Source organism: Vreelandella nigrificans, from assembly GCF_002374315.1.
Lineage (GTDB): Bacteria > Pseudomonadota > Gammaproteobacteria > Pseudomonadales > Halomonadaceae > Vreelandella > Vreelandella nigrificans.
On sequence record NZ_NWUX01000001.1, the window covers coordinates 439,537 to 455,851 of the forward strand.

General features: G+C 51.1%; 17 protein-coding genes. 15 read left to right on the forward strand and 2 right to left on the reverse strand.

Annotated features, from left to right (window positions below; genetic code table 11):
* The first annotated feature begins 46 nt into the window (after nucleotides 1–46).
* The 12 genes from aspS (at nucleotide 47) to CPA45_RS02180 (ending at nucleotide 10,540) form a co-directional block, all read left to right on the forward strand.
* Nucleotides 47–1,825, forward strand: coding sequence for an aspartate--tRNA ligase (aspS, locus tag CPA45_RS02125; RefSeq protein ID WP_096649873.1), 1,779 nt, complete (start codon nucleotides 47–49; stop codon nucleotides 1,823–1,825).
* A 93-nt stretch (nucleotides 1,826–1,918) separates the two neighbouring features.
* Nucleotides 1,919–2,473 (forward strand): crossover junction endodeoxyribonuclease RuvC, encoded by a 555-nt coding sequence (ruvC, locus tag CPA45_RS02130; protein WP_096650210.1) that lies wholly within the window; start codon nucleotides 1,919–1,921, stop codon nucleotides 2,471–2,473.
* A gap of 71 nt (nucleotides 2,474–2,544) precedes the next feature.
* Nucleotides 2,545–3,153, forward strand: coding sequence for a Holliday junction branch migration protein RuvA (ruvA, locus tag CPA45_RS02135; RefSeq protein WP_078087547.1), 609 nt, complete (start codon nucleotides 2,545–2,547; stop codon nucleotides 3,151–3,153).
* A gap of 69 nt (nucleotides 3,154–3,222) precedes the next feature.
* Nucleotides 3,223–4,260, forward strand: coding sequence for a Holliday junction branch migration DNA helicase RuvB (ruvB, locus tag CPA45_RS02140; RefSeq protein WP_096649875.1), 1,038 nt, complete (start codon nucleotides 3,223–3,225; stop codon nucleotides 4,258–4,260).
* Nucleotides 4,257–4,655: a tol-pal system-associated acyl-CoA thioesterase gene (gene ybgC, locus CPA45_RS02145; protein WP_096649877.1), complete on the forward strand. Its 399-nt coding sequence runs from the start codon at nucleotides 4,257–4,259 to the stop codon at nucleotides 4,653–4,655. The genes ruvB and ybgC overlap by 4 nt, the downstream gene beginning before the upstream one ends.
* Before the next feature lie 111 nt (nucleotides 4,656–4,766).
* On the forward strand, nucleotides 4,767–5,462 hold the full coding sequence (gene tolQ / locus CPA45_RS02150) for a protein TolQ (protein WP_096649880.1): 696 nt from the start codon (nucleotides 4,767–4,769) through the stop codon (nucleotides 5,460–5,462).
* An 11-nt stretch (nucleotides 5,463–5,473) separates the two neighbouring features.
* Nucleotides 5,474–5,911, forward strand: coding sequence for a protein TolR (gene tolR / locus CPA45_RS02155; protein ID WP_096649882.1), 438 nt, complete (start codon nucleotides 5,474–5,476; stop codon nucleotides 5,909–5,911).
* Between the two features lie 13 nt (nucleotides 5,912–5,924).
* Nucleotides 5,925–7,028 (forward strand): cell envelope integrity protein TolA, encoded by a 1,104-nt coding sequence (gene tolA, locus CPA45_RS02160; protein ID WP_096649884.1) that lies wholly within the window; start codon nucleotides 5,925–5,927, stop codon nucleotides 7,026–7,028.
* On the forward strand, nucleotides 7,028–8,314 hold the full coding sequence (gene tolB / locus CPA45_RS02165) for a Tol-Pal system beta propeller repeat protein TolB (protein WP_096649886.1): 1,287 nt from the start codon (nucleotides 7,028–7,030) through the stop codon (nucleotides 8,312–8,314). Before tolA ends, tolB begins: the two co-directional genes overlap by 1 nt.
* Nucleotides 8,315–8,359: 45 nt before the next feature.
* Nucleotides 8,360–8,902, forward strand: a complete 543-nt coding sequence (pal, locus tag CPA45_RS02170) for a peptidoglycan-associated lipoprotein Pal (protein WP_078087554.1) — start codon at nucleotides 8,360–8,362, stop codon at nucleotides 8,900–8,902.
* A 49-nt stretch (nucleotides 8,903–8,951) separates the two neighbouring features.
* Nucleotides 8,952–9,746, forward strand: a complete 795-nt coding sequence (gene ybgF / locus CPA45_RS02175; protein WP_096649888.1) for a tol-pal system protein YbgF — start codon at nucleotides 8,952–8,954, stop codon at nucleotides 9,744–9,746.
* A gap of 32 nt (nucleotides 9,747–9,778) precedes the next feature.
* A complete protein-coding gene (locus tag CPA45_RS02180; protein ID WP_096649890.1) occupies nucleotides 9,779–10,540 on the forward strand; it encodes a YciK family oxidoreductase in 762 nt (253 codons plus the stop codon).
* Nucleotides 10,541–10,583: 43 nt separating this feature from the next.
* On the opposite strand, the gene CPA45_RS02185 is transcribed toward CPA45_RS02180, so the two are convergent.
* Both CPA45_RS02185 and ubiG read right to left on the reverse strand, forming a co-directional pair.
* On the reverse strand, nucleotides 10,584–11,288 hold the full coding sequence (locus CPA45_RS02185) for an HAD family hydrolase (protein WP_096649892.1): 705 nt from the start codon (nucleotides 11,286–11,288) through the stop codon (nucleotides 10,584–10,586).
* Complete coding sequence (ubiG, locus tag CPA45_RS02190; protein WP_096649894.1) at nucleotides 11,288–12,031, reverse strand: bifunctional 2-polyprenyl-6-hydroxyphenol methylase/3-demethylubiquinol 3-O-methyltransferase UbiG; 744 nt, start codon at nucleotides 12,029–12,031, stop codon at nucleotides 11,288–11,290. Before ubiG ends, CPA45_RS02185 begins: the two co-directional genes overlap by 1 nt.
* Nucleotides 12,032–12,249: 218 nt before the next feature.
* On the opposite strand from ubiG, the gene CPA45_RS02195 reads away from it, so the two are divergent.
* From CPA45_RS02195 to tamA, 3 genes are all read left to right on the forward strand, one after another.
* Entirely contained in the window at nucleotides 12,250–13,545 is a 1,296-nt protein-coding gene (locus tag CPA45_RS02195; protein ID WP_096649896.1) for a nucleotide sugar dehydrogenase, read from the forward strand.
* Nucleotides 13,546–13,554: 9 nt separating this feature from the next.
* Nucleotides 13,555–14,388 carry a coiled-coil domain-containing protein gene (locus CPA45_RS02200; protein WP_096649898.1) on the forward strand — a complete coding sequence of 278 codons (834 nt, stop codon included), beginning with the start codon at nucleotides 13,555–13,557 and terminating at the stop codon, nucleotides 14,386–14,388.
* Between the two features lie 69 nt (nucleotides 14,389–14,457).
* Entirely contained in the window at nucleotides 14,458–16,314 is a 1,857-nt protein-coding gene (gene tamA, locus CPA45_RS02205) for an autotransporter assembly complex protein TamA (RefSeq protein ID WP_096649900.1), read from the forward strand.
* Nucleotide 16,315: the final 1 nt, after the last annotated feature.

Genomic DNA, 16,315 nt, shown 5'->3' on the forward strand with positions numbered 1-16,315 from the left:
GACCGCCCGCAACTATTTCATAGCACGTAACAGAACAGGATTAGACATGCGCAGCCATTATTGCGGCCAGCTTAACGAAACTTTGGTGGATCAAACGGTCACCGTATGTGGTTGGGTGCACCGTCGCCGTGATCACGGTGGGGTCATTTTTCTCGACATGCGCGATCGCGATGGCATTGCTCAGTTCGTCGTAGACCCTGATACTGCCGAGGCGTTTGCCAATGCCGACCGTGCTCGTAGTGAGTATGTCCTGCGCATTACCGGGCGTGTTCGGCTACGCCCTGATGGAACACAAAACCCCAATATGCCCACCGGTATGATTGAGGTATTAGCCAAAGAAGTTGAAGTGCTCAATACTGCTGCTACACCGCCTTTCCAGTTGGATGAGCATGGCAAGGTAGGCGAAGAGGTTCGCTTAAAGCATCGTTACATCGACCTTCGCCGCCCAGATATGATTGAAAAGCTGCGGTTGCGTTCGCGTATTTCGCATAATGTTCGGGCATATCTTGAAAATCAGGGCTTTCTTGATATTGAAACCCCGGTGTTAACACGCGCCACGCCAGAGGGTGCACGCGATTACCTGGTACCTAGCCGTACCCATGCGGGTAGCTTCTTTGCGCTACCGCAGTCGCCCCAGCTGTTTAAGCAGCTCTTGATGGTGGCAGGCTTCGATCGTTACTATCAGATTGCTAAATGCTTCCGCGACGAAGATTTGCGTGCTGATCGTCAGCCTGAGTTTACTCAGATTGATATCGAGGCCTCTTTCGTTGAAGAGAATGACATCATGAGCATCACTGAGGCCATGATTCGTCAACTGTTTAAGGAAGTTTTAAGCGTCGAGCTACCTGAGTTTCCTCGTATGACATGGCAAGAAGCGATGGATCGCTTCGGCTCTGATAAGCCCGACCTGCGTATCCCTCTTGAGTTGACTGATGTTGATGACTTGATGCAACAAGTCGACTTTAAGGTGTTCTCAGGCCCAGCGAGCGCTGAAGATGGGCGTGTAGCAGCACTGAAAGTCACCGGTGGTGCGAAGCTTTCCCGTAAAGAAATCGATGAATACACCAAGTTTGTCGGTATTTACGGTGCAAAAGGCCTAGCCTGGATTAAGGTGAACGAGCGTGCCAAAGGCCTTGAAGGGCTACAGTCTCCAATCGTTAAGTTCATGGAAAATGTTGTCGAAGAACTTCTCGATCGTGTGGGTGCAGAGGATGGCGATATCATCTTCTTTGGGGCTGACAAGGCGCGTATTGTTAATGAGGCTATCGGTGCATTGCGCGTAAAACTGGGTGCTGATCTTGAGCTTTATACTCAGGAATGGGCACCGCTGTGGGTAGTTGATTTCCCGATGTTTGAAGCTGACGATAACGGCCGTTTGAGTCCGCTTCACCATCCCTTCACAGCACCCTCATGCTCGCCAGAGGAGCTGAAAGCGGATCCTGCAAAAGCACTGTCACGTGCTTATGATATGGTTCTCAATGGAACTGAATTAGGTGGTGGCTCAATTCGTATTCACGACCAGGCCATGCAAAGTACCGTGTTTGAAATTCTGGGTATCGGCAAGGCAGAAGCCCAAGAGAAATTCGGTTTCTTGTTGGATGCTCTGCAGTATGGTGCTCCGCCCCATGGCGGCTTAGCTTTCGGTTTAGACCGTTTGGTGATGCTGATGGCCGGCGCTAAGACAATTCGTGAAGTGATTGCCTTCCCGAAAACACAAAGTGCAGGGTGCTTAATGACAGATGCTCCTGGTGAAGTTAGCCTTGACCAGTTAAAAGAGTTAAGCATTCGTTTGCGTCAAAAAGCTAAAGCAGACACTGCCGAATAGCGTTCAGCTACGCTAATGCTCATCCGACACCGACGCCCTGCGTCGGTGTTTTTGTTAGCGATGTTTTATGATCAGCAAAGTCGAGCGAATGAAATGAATGGAATCGAGGCCGCCTCCACTATCAGGATTTTAGGTATTGATCCTGGTTCGCGTATCACTGGCTATGGGGTGATTGACCTTATTGGCGTTACACCCCATTACGTTGCGAGTGGCTGTATTCGCACTGCAGAAGGTGCCTTGGAACAACGCTTGGCTCAAATTTATGCAGGTGTGGCTGAGGTCATTGGTTTGCATCGGCCCAGTGCAGTGGCCGTTGAGCGGGTTTTTATGGCTAAAAATGCTGACTCAGCGCTAAAGCTGGGCCAGGCGCGCGGTGCGGTGCTGGTTTGTATTGCCAATCACGGTCTTGGTATTGGCGAGTATGCTGCCCGCCAAATCAAGCAGGCAGTTACGGGGCAGGGGGGAGCCGATAAAAGCCAAGTGCAGCACATGGTAACGGCCATACTCAAGCTTTCGGCTACGCCACAGGCAGATGCTGCGGATGCATTAGCCATTGCGCTCACCCATGCATATGCCGGAAGCGCTTTGACAGGCTCTACTTCAGTAAGAGGCCGTAGCAGCCGCTCTACAGGACGTTGGCGGTTATAACGACTACTGGTCATCTGTACAGAGTGGCTTTATAGTGAGTTTCTGTTTTTTTGAATGTTGCGAGTAACAGTATGATAGGACGTCTAAGCGGTTCTCTATTGGAAAAGCAACCTCCATGGATTGTGATCGATGCTCATGGTGTGGGCTATGAGTTAGAGACTTCAATGAATACTCTGGTGGCTTTGCCAGCTGTGGGTGAAAGCGTTTCACTTTATACACATCTTACTATCCGCGATGATGCCCATCTTCTCTATGGATTTGCCCGTGAGCATGAACGTGCTCTGTTTCGTGCCCTCATTAAGGTAAATGGTGTTGGTCCTAAGCTAGCGTTAGCTATCCTTTCGGGGATGGACGAAGATGCCTTTATGCGCTGTGTTAGGGACGATGACAGTAAAGCACTGACTAAATTACCGGGGGTCGGTAAAAAAACTGCCGAGCGTTTGATTATTGAAATGCGAGACCGCTTCCCTGAGTGGGAAAATGGCAGTCATGCGCCGCTCGCACTAGAAACCACAAGCGGCAACCCGCCCCCTCGCGATAGCCTTGCGGATGCTGAGGCAGCGTTAGTTAGCTTAGGCTATAAGCTTACGGAGGCTTCCAAAATGTTGGCTGATATCGATCCTAATCAGTCAACAGAGGTGCTGATCAAAGCTGCGTTAACGAAACGAATGAATGGATAATTATTCTTGCTCACGCACGGATAATGGGTGCTGCATGCGGTTATGCCAGCCATCACTAAAAGAGCTTCTATGTTAGAACACGATCGATTAATCGCTGCTGAACCAGAGCTTGGAGAGGTGCGGATTGATCATGCTATTCGCCCTAAGCGCCTCCAGGATTACATTGGCCAACCGCGGGTGCGAGAGCAGTTAGAGATATTTATTGGTGCAGCTAGGCTCCGCGAAGAAAGCCTAGATCATACGCTGGTTTTTGGCCCTCCTGGGTTGGGTAAAACAACACTGGCAAACATTATCGCCGCGGAAATGGGAGTGGGGCTTAAATCAACCTCAGGGCCGGTACTTGAGCGGGCAGGTGATTTAGCCGCCATGCTGACCAATCTTGAGCCAGGTGATGTGCTTTTTATTGATGAGATCCACCGTTTGTCTCCGGTTGTAGAGGAAGTGCTTTACCCTGCGATGGAGGACTTTCAATTAGATATTATGATCGGTGAGGGGCCTGCTGCTCGTTCCATCAAGTTGGACTTGCCGCCTTTTACGCTGGTGGGTGCAACTACTCGAGCGGGTTTACTAACGTCGCCACTACGCGATCGCTTTGGTATTGTTCAGCGACTTGAGTTTTATAACCTAGAAGAACTCACTGAAATCGTATCTCGTTCAGCACGACTGCTTAAGGTCGAGACTAGTCGCGAAGGTGCGGTAGAGGTTGCTCGACGGTCAAGAGGCACTCCACGCATTGCTAATAGATTACTGCGCCGTGTGCGGGATTACGCAGATATAAAAGGCAATGGTGTGGTAGATGCCAGTTTGGCTGATGCTGCGCTCAATATGCTTAATGTCGACCATCACGGGCTTGATCATATGGATCGACGCTTATTGTTAGCCATGATTGATAAATTTGATGGTGGCCCTGTAGGCGTCGACTCGTTATCAGCAGCCATTGGTGAAGAGCGCGATACCATTGAGGACGTCATAGAGCCCTATCTTATTCAGCAAGGCCTCATGATGCGTACTCCACGGGGACGGATGGTAACACGCCAAGCTTGGTTACATTTTGATAGGACTCCCCATGAAGACTCGGTCAATGTAGAGGGAGAACGACGCCCATGAGTCATGGCTTTAGCATGCCTATTCGCGTTTACATGGAGGATACTGACGCTGGTGGGATTGTCTACTACGTTAACTATTTGAAGTTTATGGAACGAGCCCGAAGCGAATGGCTAAGAGAATTAGGGCTAAATCAGCAAACGCTGCTAGACGAAGGGATACAGCTAGTGGTATACCGCTTGGCCTGTCACTATACCAAGCCAGCACGCCTGGATGATCAGCTAACAGTAAGTGCACTAGTCGAGAATGTTGGGCGATGCCGCATGACGTTTGAACAGCAAGTTTGGCGTAATGAGGAACTCTTATGCTCAGCAACAGTCGAGATAGCCTGTTTAAGTGCAAAGACCTTGAGGCCAAAAAAATGGCCAGACTCTCTTAGTCTGTTAGGCGGCGCATAAAAGATTTAAAGTGCCAAACCGTGATGTCCACGCTTGGTTTCTGGCGGTAGTTACCGCATCTATCACCACTAAGTCGGCTACACCGACGCTAATTGATTGAAGAGGGCAACTGTGAACGATAACACCATGTCCATCCCCCACTTAATAATGAGTGCCAGCACCGTTGTGCAGCTGGTAATGCTACTGCTGGTAGTGGGGTCAATCCTCTCGTGGGTGGTGATCTTTCAGCGCAGCATTGCACTGCGCAGGGCGAAGCAGGAGTACAACCAATTCGAAGAGTCTTTTTGGTCGGGTGTCGACTTAAATGAACTTTATCGAGAAATTCCTGCCGATGATCCTCGTCATGGGGCTGAGCATGTTTTTCAGGCAGGCTTTCGTGAGTTTAACCGGCTCATGCCCAAAACCCGTAACGCCGACTCTGTATTAGACGGTGTTCAGCGCAGTATGCGGGTTGCGTGGTCTCGTGAAGAAGATCGCCTGACTCAGCACCTAGTCTTCTTAGCCACCGTCGCTTCAGCAAGCCCTTATATAGGCTTGTTTGGTACGGTGTGGGGCATTATGGGTTCTTTTCAAGCGCTTTCCATGACTCAGCAGGCTACTCTGGCCACTGTCGCTCCTTGGATTGCAGAAGCGTTGATTGCAACAGCCATGGGGCTCTTTGCTGCGATTCCTGCGGTAATCTTCTACAACCGCCTGTCAAACGAGGCGGCTCGTTTACTGGGTAAATATGAAGACTTCGCCGAAGAATTCCACGCTATCTTGCACCGTAATTTGCAAGGCCGCGACGGCAAGCCTAACGCCAGTTAAGGGAGTCTGCCATGCAAGGTCCGTTTAACCGTAGCGGCAAGAGCAAGCCGATGGGGGAGATTAACGTCGTCCCTTTTATCGACGTCATGTTGGTCTTGCTGGTGATCTTTATGATTACTGCGCCCATGCTAACCCAGGGAGTGCAAGTCGACTTGCCTCAGGTCACATCAGAACCCATTGAAAGCCCTGAAGATAGCGACCCGATAATCATCTCTGTTGACCGTGATGGTGGTTATTTCATTACCCTTGGAGAGGACTCAACAGAAGTTTCCCTGGAGCAAATGTCTGAGCGTGTTATCGCAATTTTACAGCGCCGCCCGGGCACGCCTGTCATGGTGAGGGGCGATCGCAACGTACCCTATGGCCAAATTGTTGTCCTCATGAGCACGTTACAGCGTTCGGGTGTCGCTAATGTGGGGCTGCTTTCTGAGCCGCCACAAGATAGCTAAGGATAACGCGCAGATGGCTACCGATTCACCCCGCGACCCACAAGACGTTGGCTATACACTGCCAGCGATTTTGGCAGTTGCAGTGCACGCGTTAGTTGTGGTGCTTAGCCTGATAAGTTTGCCAACCTCTACTGCTGAACCTGATTCTTCATCTATTGTTCAAGCGACGTTAGTTGGCACAGAGACATTCACAGATCAGGCGCAGCAGGTCACTGAACAACAAGCGGCAATGAATAGGGCTGCAGAGCCAGAGGTTGCTGACCCAACACCGGAACCAGAGCCTCCCGCTACTGATACTTCCCAGCAGGAAGCCCAGCAACAAGCTGCTGAGGAGGCAGCCCAGCGAGAGGCTCAGCAAGAAGAAGAGCAGCGTGCTCTAGAGGAGGCGCAGGCTCGGGCGGAGGAAGAGGCCCAGCGGCGGGCAGAAGAAGCACAGCGTTTAGCTGAGGAGCAGGCGGCTGAGTCGCAAGCTCGTGAGGAGGAAGCGCAGCGGCAGCGTGAAGCTGAAGAACAACGTGCCCGTGAGGAAGCAGAAGCCCAGCGCCAGCGTGAAGCCGAAGAGCAGCGTGCTCGTGAAGAAGCAGAAGCGCAGCGGCAACGTGAAGCCGAAGAGCAACGTGCCCGTGAAGAAGCAGAAGCCCAGCGCCAACGTGAAGCTGAAGAACAACGTGCCCGTGAAGCAGAAGCTCAGCGCCAGCGTGAAGCCGAGGCCCAGCGTGCTCGTGAAGCTGAAGAGCGCCGTGCAGCGGAAGCTGCCGAAGCTGCTATGCAGCGTCAACTTGCAGGAGAAGCGGAAGCCGCTGCGAACGCTCAGCAGGCACAGCAAGCTGCTAATAGCTTTATCAATATTGTCCGGCGTGCGGTAGAGCAGGCCTGGATAATACCACCAGGTGCAAGTAATGCGATGAGTGCTACGATTCAAGTAAGGCTAGGGCCGTCAGGTGAATTGTTGGCAACTTCTATTGTTACTTCAAGTGGCGATAGCACTTTTGATCGGTCTGCTATGCAGGCTGTGGAACAAGCTGCACCCTTTGGCGAGTTGCGTGATCTACCCGCCGAACAGCAGCGTAACTTACGTCAATTTAATCTGCGATTTACCCCGGGGGATGTTCGCTGATGCAAACCTTGAACAAAGTATGGCTGTTTTGCGTATTGCTGTTTGTCAGCAGTGTGGCAAGCGCAAACCTGACGATTGAAATAACGCGAGGGAGTGATCAAGCCCTCCCAATAGGTGTTGTGCCTTTCGCTGGCGGTGACAGCATGCCAGAAGATATTGCGCAAATAATCCACGATAACCTCGAGCGTAGCGGGTACTTTGCACCGCTTGAGCGTAGCGCTATGTTTGATCGCCCAAGCCAGGCTGGTGATGTGGAATTTGGGACTTGGCGTTCACTAGATGTACGTTACTTAGTAGTAGGACGTGCCCAGCAGACAGATAGTGGCTACCAGCTTCAATTTGACCTCATGGATATTAGCGGCCAGCGCCGCATGATCGGTGAAACAGTGACTGCCAACGCAAATGACTTGCGTGGCGCGGCACACTACATTAGTGATCAGATCTTTGAGGCTATCACTGATATCCGAGGTGCTTTCTCAACACGTATTGCCTATGTAACGGCTCAGGGGGTGGGTGACAATATGCAGTTTGGCCTCTACGTGGCCGATGCTGATGGTCGTAATAGCCAGCAAGTCCTCACTTCTGATCAGCCAGTAATGTCCCCAGCATGGTCCCCTGATGGGCGTAAGCTAGCTTATGTTTCTTTTGAAACAGAGAGGCCTGCTATCTATATTCAGGATGTTGCAACAGGGCAGCGGGTACAGGCAACGTCGTTTGATGGTATTAATGGGGCACCAACTTGGTCACCCGATGGTCGCCGCATTGCTATGTCGCTTTCCAAAGATGGGCAGCCGGAAATTTATATTCTCGACGTTGCCAATCGCTCGGTAGAGCGCATTACACAAAGTAATAGTATTGATACTGAACCAGCTTGGTCTCCTGATGGCCGTAGTATTATTTTCACCTCTGATCGTAGTGGCGGCCCGCAAATTTACCGCCACATATTGGGCAGTGGAGAAGCAAATCGCGTTACATTTACGGGGAATTACAATGCTCGCGCACGTTTCTCCCCAGACGGTGAGCAGATCTTTTTAATTCACCGGTCAAGCCGTGGCTATCAAGTTGCACGTCAGGACCTCGATGGCGGTCGCTTAGTCGTACTAAGTGAGTCGACAAGAGATGAATCTCCTAGTGTTGCTCCGAACGGTACCATGGTAATCTTCGCTACCCAACAGGGTGGCAATGGGGTTTTGAGTGCAGTGTCGGCAGATGGCCGTTCTTCATTCAGACTACCCGCAGCACAGGGTGATATCCGCGATCCCGCGTGGTCACCTTTCCTAAATTGATGAAGAAATGCATTAGTTTTCTGTTTTCAGGCAAGGAGTCTGATTATGCAACTTAAACCGTTGGCTCGCTCATTGGCAGTGGCGTTATCTATCGTAGTTATCGCTGGCTGTTCCAGCACCGGCGGAACCCAGGATGGTGACTCGTACGGCGGCCAAGATGGCAGCGGCGTGGGATCTACCACGGGTGTTGGCACTGGTGGCCAATATGGCTCCACGTCAGGTGCTGGTGCAGGTGCTGGTCAGCAAGCTGATTCACGCATTCCTGAAGTGCGTACCATCCACTTTGACTTCGATCGCGATACTATTAAAAGCGAATATGAGTCGGTTGTAATGGCCCATGCACGCTACCTGCGTGCTAACCCCAATGCTCGCGTTGTACTGCATGGCCACACCGATGAGCGTGGCACGCGTGAATACAACATGGCACTGGGTGAGCGTCGTGCAGGAGCTGTTCAGCGCTTCCTAAATGTTCAAGGTGTTTCACCGTCGCAAATGAGCGTTGTAAGCTATGGCGAAGAACGCCCTGCGGTAAGAGGCCAAACTGAAAGCGCGTACTCGCAAAATCGTCGCGTTGTATTCAACTATTGATGGCGTTGGCGTGCTCACGGCACGCCAATAGCATATCTACGGAGTCATCATGAATCACAGTCTCAAACGCTATTTTGAGAGGCTGTGCGGTGCGGGAGCCATTGTGCTCCCGCTGTCCGTATTGCCCTTGAGTGCTGTTGCCCAGCAGCCGCTTGTTCAAGATCTTTCGGCGGGTTCTTCCAGCGGCTTTTATCAACAGACGCAACGTCTGGAAGCTTCTGGTGGAAACTTGGTGATTTTCAACCAGGTTCAAGAGCACCAGCAGGAGATTCAACAACTTCGTGGCCAGATTGAAGAGTTGCGCCACCAGTTGGAGCAGTTACGCCGCCAGACTCAGCAGCAGTATTTAGATATAGAAGACCGCTTAATGAGCAGTGGTCAAAGCCAGATTGAGCAGTCTACACCGCAAGTAGAACCAGAGGCGGCGGAGCAAGTGGTTAATGCCCCTTCTGCGCGCAACGTGAGTGAAGATGCGCAGGCAGACTATCAGGCCGCATTTGCTCATGTTCAGGCGCGCCGTTTTGGGGAGGCTATTGCTGCATTTGAAGCATTTGTTGCCGACCACCCTGAAAGCAGCCTGACCGCCAATGGCCATTATTGGCTAGGTGAGCTTTATGCTGCAGAGGGTGAGCTGAGTGCAGCAGATGATGCATTCAGTCGTGTAATTGATCAGTACAGCAGTAGTAGCAAAGTAGCAGATGCGCTCTATAAGCTGGGGCTTGTTAAGGCTCGCAAAGGCGAGGCAGAACGTAGTCGCGAGCTGCTTGAGCAAGTTCGTGATGATTACCCCCAGAGCAGCGCAGCTGGGCTTGCAAACGATTTTTTACGTCAATCAGCCGGATAATACCGTTTTAATTAACGCTTCAAGGAAACCTCATGAGCTGCAAAATCGACTATCAACCAACGGCCAATCTTTTAGAAAATCGCGTCGTGTTGGTAACCGGTGCGGGGGATGGTATAGGCCGTGCTGCGGCGCTGAGCTACGCCCGGCATGGGGCGACCGTTATTCTATTGGGGCGCACCATTTCAAAGCTTGAAAGCGTTTATGATGAGATTGAGGCAGCTGGAGGACCACAGCCTGCCATCTTTCCGCTCAACTTTGAGGGAGCAACTCTCAAAGACTTTCATGATATGGCCGAAACGCTAGACAGAGAGTTTGGTCGCTTAGACGGACTGCTGCATAACGCTGGTTTGTTGGGCAGAATTACGCCTTTCGAACAGTACAACCCAGAGTTGTGGGAGCAGGTTATGCAGGTCAATATCAATGGGCCTATCTGGATGACCCAGGCTTTGCTACCTCTGCTTCAGCAATCTAAAGATGCATCGGTTATTTTTACGTCGTCAAGCGTTGGTCGTAAAGGTCGTGCATATTGGGGGGCATACTCAGTTTCTAAATTTGCGACTGAAGGCTTTGCAGAGGTCTTGGCTGATGAGCTGGAGAATCAGGCTAATATTCGCATTAATACATTAAATCCAGGAGCAACGCGTACGCAAATGCGGCGTTCAGCATTCCCTGGTGAAGATGCCTCCACGCTGCGTACCCCCGAAGAGATTATGCCAACTTATCTGTGGTTGATGGGGCCAGACAGCGCCGGGGTAAGTGGGCAACGGATTGACGCCCAGCCGCCTCGCGTTTAACGTCGTACTAGAGGCGGCGTGTCACCTTGGATGCTCTAAACGTTTAGCGCTCAACTGAGCGGTGAAATGCGTTTAGAGCATCGACCAGATCTTCACAGGTCTCAAACCAAATATCAGCTGGCCACTGTTGGTAGTTATCTTCCTCGCTTATATAGCCATAGCCAACCGCTACAGCCGTCATGCCCGCTGCTTTTGCTGCTTCCATATCACGTACATGATCACCTACATACCAGCAGGCTTGTGGGGGTACTCCAAGTCTGTGCGCAGCTTCCCAAAGTGGCTCAGGCGCTGGTTTCTTGACGCTAAGGTCATCGGCGCAGAGTAATGCCCCCGGGTTTAGTGCTAACGCTTTAAGTAAAGGCAAGGTGTAGCGGCGGGGTTTATTGGTCACAATGCCCCACAGGCGTGCATCCGAGTGCCAACGGGCTAGCCAGTGATCTAAGGGGGAGAATACTTGGCTGTGTACAGCTACTGCTTGTTCGTAGGTATCAAGCAGGTATTGTCTAGCGGTATCATGTGCTTGCGTTCCATGCTCTAGGCCAATGGCAAGCGTAACCAGTGCGCTACCGCCGTTCGATACTTGTCCGCGAATTTGCTCAAACGGTAGAGGTTCAAGGCCATGATGTTGCCTTAAAGCATTTGTTGCGTGAGCTAAATCTGGGGCGGTATCTACCAGTGTGCCATCTAGATCAAATAGTACGGCCTCAGGCACTATCTCAGGCACTATCGTTGAGAGTGTCTCTGGCATTATTGGCTCACCTTGCGGCAGTACATCATGTAGTTAACCGATACATCATGGGCGACTAGGCGATAGCGTCGAGTCAGTGGGTTATAGGTAAGCCCTGTCTGTTCACGTACTTCAAGTCCTGATTCGCGCGCCCAACAGGCCATCTCTGATGGGCGAATAAATTTTGCGTAGTCATGTGTGCCACGGGGTAATAGCTTTAGCACATACTCTGCGCCTAGAATCGCAAATGCATAGGATTTTGGGGTGCGGTTTAGGGTAGAAAAAAACACATAACCACCAGGGCGTACCAGTGTACTGCAGGCCCGTATCACCGAGGATGGGTCAGGTACGTGCTCTAACATTTCCATGCAAGTAACTACATCAAACTCACCAGGCAGCTCAGCTGCCAACGCCTCAACACTAATGTTGCGATAATCGACCTCGACACCACTCGCTTCAGCGTGTAACCGGGCAACACCTAAAGGGGCTTCGCCAAGGTCAATGCCGGTTACTATAGCTCCTCGGTGCGCCATCGATTCACTTAATATGCCGCCTCCGCAGCCGACATCAAGCACTCGCTTTCCTGCAAGGCCTGAGCGGGCATCGATAAAGTCTAGGCGGAGTGGGTTAATTTCATGCAGCGGTTTAAATTCGCTTTGTGGATCCCACCAGCGGCTGGCGAGTGCTTCAAATTTAGCAACTTCCGCTGCATCGACGTTGCCTTGGTAGCGGTGAGCAGTGCTATCCTGAGGTGTCGCTTGCATGTTTTAACTCCATAGGCTGAAAACATTTGGCTGAAAATTATTAGGCAGGATGTTGTCGTCTTCGCCGGTGGTTACGTCAAGAGGCAAGGTGGCATCCGGCCAAACGTTCAGTATTATGTCATTCTAACCACTCCTGGAGCGGAACGCATGAAAAGGAACTCAGCATGACTCATAACGCCCTATTTTCCCTGCTAATACTTTATCGGGGAGCTTGATAGATGCGTGTGTTACTCCATGGGAGCGAATTAAGTGCGGCCACAGCCGCAGCAGCATTGGCCTGGGTTGGCCATCAAGTTCATTGGCTACTTCATGAAGATGCTCAGTGGCATGTTTTATCAAAAGAAGACTGGTTGCGCCGTGAGCCAGACTTAATGACGCATATTGAACAGGCACTGGCTAATGGCACGCTAAAGATCATCGGAGCGCTTGAACAGGCTCAGGTCGCTCCAGATGTGGTGTGGCTATCACTGTCACCTGGTCAACGCGCAGCGGCAAATAGGTTACTTAAACACCCGATGTTTGAATCACATCGTGGTGCTGTGCTCATCAATAACTCTACATTTCCTGTGGGTGAAACGGAGCGCCTTCATGCTGTCATGGGATCTCAGCATAGTCGTGTTGCGTTACCTGATACCCTTGAAGAGGGGCGGGCCTGGGCATCATTTACACGTCCTGCGCGTTGGCTGCTAGGCTGTGATGACGCCATGGGTGAGCAAGTTACGAGAGAGTTATTAAGGGCCTTTAACCGACGCAGTGAGGTGTTTCAGCGCATGCCGTGCCGTGCTGCTGAACTTACTAAACTTGCCATTAATGGCATGTTGGCAACGCGCATAAGCTATATGAATGAAATAGCCGGTCTTGCAGATACGTTGGGCGTAGATGTCGAGCATGTGCGCCAAGGTATGGGGGCAGATACCCGTATCGGATTCGAATATTTATATCCGGGTTGTGGTTTCGGTGGACCTAATTTTTCTCGTGATTTAATGCGGTTAGCCGATGTCCAGTCGGCAAGCGGTCGTTACTCAGCGTTGCTTGAGCAGGTAATGGATATTAATGAACAGAAGAAAGAGACGCTATTTAGGAAATTGTGGTCGTTTTTTGAAGGCGATTTAGCAGGTAAAACCATTGCGATTTGGGGAGCAGCGTTTAAGCCAGGTACCGCACGTATCGACCATGCGCCTGTACTCACGTTACTCGAAGCTCTTTGGGCCCAAGGTGCCAATGTAAGACTACATGACCCCGCGGCTATTCCTGCTTTGCGCGCAGCGGTCGGTGATCGTGACGATTTGGTTACTTTTGAAGGTGACCCTTACCAAGCTTGTGAGGGAGCTGACGCATTAATGCTGGTAACCGAGTGGAAATCCTACTGGAACCCTGATTGGCATCGCTTGTTCTCTCTGCTGAGCGCTAAACTGGTATTAGATGGGCGAAACATTTTCGACCCAGCCTTTGTGGCGAGCTGTGGTTTACGCTATAGAGGGATCGGGCGTCGTGCCGATCCGACGACTCTCTGAGGAATAACCATGTCCAATAGCACTTCGTCCCAGCGCATTGTTCCTGACGTGGATCAAAGCATAGCCACACAACACTTGCGTCATCGCAAGGGGCCAAGGCTGTGGCCATTGTGGTTGGTAATGCTAGTGATCATCGCGGCACTTGGAGCGGCTACTGCCGGGCTCTGGTATGAACGTGAGCGTCTGCTGGATGAACTTCATCGCGTAAGTGGTGAAGTCTCTAATATTCACGCCAGGCTCGACTCAGGTGACACGGATGCGCAGGATGCGATAACCTTTGTACAGGCTCAGGTGGCGACGTTATTTCAAGAGCAAGAGCAATTGGCAATGGCGATTACGAATACTCGTGAAGAGCTTTATAGTCTCTTAACGGCTAATGAGGAGCTTGTTTCAAACGATGCTGTGATGACGCTTTCTCAGTCAATAGAGCAGCTTCGTGATCAAGCCGGCTCGCGCGATAGACAATTAGCAGCTATCCGAACATCATTGGATGCTTTGGAGCAAGTGGGCACTTCAGGTCGACAAAACTTGGTCGAAGAAATCTCTGACCTAGCGCAAAATACAACACAGCGAATAGTAGCGCTTGAAAACCAACTGGAAAGTGAGAGTAATGAATTAGAAACGCAATTTGCCCGTTGGCGTGCGGAAGTTGATCAACGGTTAAGTGAAGTTACCGTGAATTTAGATGAACTAAACTCAGTGGATATTACGGTAGTAAGCCAAGAGTCGTTGGATGAAATTGAGCAGCAATGGATGCAACGTATCAACACTCTGGAGAGCGATATACGCCAAGTTCGTCAAGCACAGCTAGCGTTTAGCGCGCAAATGGAAATGCTCCGGTAAGCAATATTCGGCCGCCTTTTAAAATATTATGAAGCCACCGAATCACGGATTTGGTTAGGGACAGACTGTATGGGAAAGCAACGCCGGTGGCCATTAGCCACTAGGGTAGCCTGTTTTATGGTGCTGCCATTATTCACGTTGAGCCCTACTTCCTGGGCATTAAATGCAGCGATCAGTGGTGTCAGTAGTCAAGTAGAAACTAATATCGATGCTTACTTACAAAGTATCGACGAAGAACAGTACACGGATGTACGACTAGAAGGTGTAATAAGGCAGCGGACCCGCGAGGCGATGCGTGTATATGGATATTATGAGCCTGATATCACAGTTGAACTTGATAAAACGCCTGTCGTAGTGCGAATCGAGCCAGGCCCTCAAGTTAAAATTGAAGTCCTGTCGATAAATATTGAAGGGGACGCACAAAATGATCGCCCATTTCAGGTTGCACTGGAAAACTTTCCTTTGCGGGAAGGGGATCCATTGCAGCATGCGCCTTGGGATCGGCTGCGTAATCAATTTTCCAGCTTAGCTATTGAGCGAGGGTACTTCGACTCGGGGTTTACTGATCGCCGGATGGAAGTAAGGCCTTACCTTGAGAGTGCTCGCCTTTATATGGACTTCAGCAGTGGGCCGCGCTATCAATTTGGTAACACGTCAATCCGAGGGAGTCACATTGACCCCGAGCGCCTTCGCCACATGCAAACCTATGAAGCGGGCGATCCCTACCTTGCTGAGTCCATTGCCCGATACAACCAACGTTTAGCAGAGACCGGCTGGTTTAGCTCGGTGACTGTTCGTCCTCGGTTGGAAACAGCCCAGGAGCTTACCATTACTCCACCTAGTGGAGGAGCCCCTTGGTGGAGCGAAGCGACTGCGTCTCAACCTCAGCGTCCGCTCCTTTCTGGTGCAGCTCTTGCCAGTGCACTAAGCCTTCATCGACGCGATGAAGATGATACTCGCTTGCCTATCGATGTTAGCGTTGAGCCAGCTGACCGCCACCAATTCGAGGTGGGTATTGGGTATGCGACGGATGTCGGACCTCGGTTACGCTTTGGTTGGCAGCAACCCTGGATAAATCGCTTCGGACATAGCTTAAATCACGATCTTTATATTTCGGCGCCTGAACAGCGCTTCAGCGGTGTTTACAATATTCCACTAGAAGATCCTATTCGCGATAACTATCGCCTTCAGTATGGGGTGCGTAACCGAGATGACAGCGATACTCGATCTCTAGAAGGCACAGTGGAAATTGCACGCCGTTGGGAGTTTGAGAATCGCTGGGTGCAAACGCTTTATTTTCGTACCACCTATGAAGACTTTACCCAGGGTGGCGTTTCAGATGAAGTCTGGCTCTTCTATCCAGGTATCCAGTGGTCACGAACTCGTACTCAGCCGCAGCGTTTCCCACTTTGGGGGGATCGCCAGCAGCTTTCCATTGAGTATTCAGATACCGCATGGAAATCTGATGCCCAATTTGCCCGGCTAACCGGTGATACTGAATGGATTCGTACCATTGGCAACGACAATCGCTTTTTGGCCAGGCTGAGTATTGGCGCCATTGAAACCCATGATTTTGATAAGTTACCGCCCTCATTACGCTTCTTCGCCGGTGGTGATCGTAGCGTTCGGGGCTACTCCTATGAAAGCTTATCGCCAAGAAATGAAGAAGGGCGCCTGCGGGGCGGTCAGCAAATGCTGACTTCAACACTCGAATACCAACGGCGTGTGAAGGACAATTGGTGGGCTGCAACCTTTGTGGATAGTGGAGATGCATTTGATAACTGGGGGCCAGAAGATCTCAAAACCGGTGCAGGTGTTGGGGTGAGGTGGGTGTCGCCGGTAGGTCCCATTCGCGTTGATGTTGCCCATCCCTTCGATAACGATGATGACTGGCGTTTGCATTTTTCCATTGGCCCGGAATTCTAGG

Coding starts and splice junctions, on each gene's coding strand:
- ruvA (WP_078087547.1), top strand. CDS start 2,545: ATGATAGGACGTCTAAGCGGTTCTCTATTGGAAAAGCAACCTCCATGG.
- ruvC (WP_096650210.1), top strand. CDS start 1,919: ATGAATGGAATCGAGGCCGCCTCCACTATCAGGATTTTAGGTATTGAT.
- ybgC (WP_096649877.1), top strand. CDS start 4,257: ATGAGTCATGGCTTTAGCATGCCTATTCGCGTTTACATGGAGGATACT.
- tolR (WP_096649882.1), top strand. CDS start 5,474: ATGCAAGGTCCGTTTAACCGTAGCGGCAAGAGCAAGCCGATGGGGGAG.
- CPA45_RS02200 (WP_096649898.1), top strand. CDS start 13,555: ATGTCCAATAGCACTTCGTCCCAGCGCATTGTTCCTGACGTGGATCAA.
- tolA (WP_096649884.1), top strand. CDS start 5,925: ATGGCTACCGATTCACCCCGCGACCCACAAGACGTTGGCTATACACTG.
- ybgF (WP_096649888.1), top strand. CDS start 8,952: ATGAATCACAGTCTCAAACGCTATTTTGAGAGGCTGTGCGGTGCGGGA.
- tamA (WP_096649900.1), top strand. CDS start 14,458: ATGGGAAAGCAACGCCGGTGGCCATTAGCCACTAGGGTAGCCTGTTTT.
- CPA45_RS02195 (WP_096649896.1), top strand. CDS start 12,250: ATGCGTGTGTTACTCCATGGGAGCGAATTAAGTGCGGCCACAGCCGCA.
- aspS (WP_096649873.1), top strand. CDS start 47: ATGCGCAGCCATTATTGCGGCCAGCTTAACGAAACTTTGGTGGATCAA.
- ubiG (WP_096649894.1), bottom strand. CDS start 12,031: ATGCAAGCGACACCTCAGGATAGCACTGCTCACCGCTACCAAGGCAAC.
- CPA45_RS02180 (WP_096649890.1), top strand. CDS start 9,779: ATGAGCTGCAAAATCGACTATCAACCAACGGCCAATCTTTTAGAAAAT.
- tolB (WP_096649886.1), top strand. CDS start 7,028: ATGCAAACCTTGAACAAAGTATGGCTGTTTTGCGTATTGCTGTTTGTC.
- ruvB (WP_096649875.1), top strand. CDS start 3,223: ATGTTAGAACACGATCGATTAATCGCTGCTGAACCAGAGCTTGGAGAG.
- pal (WP_078087554.1), top strand. CDS start 8,360: ATGCAACTTAAACCGTTGGCTCGCTCATTGGCAGTGGCGTTATCTATC.
- CPA45_RS02185 (WP_096649892.1), bottom strand. CDS start 11,288: ATGCCAGAGACACTCTCAACGATAGTGCCTGAGATAGTGCCTGAGGCC.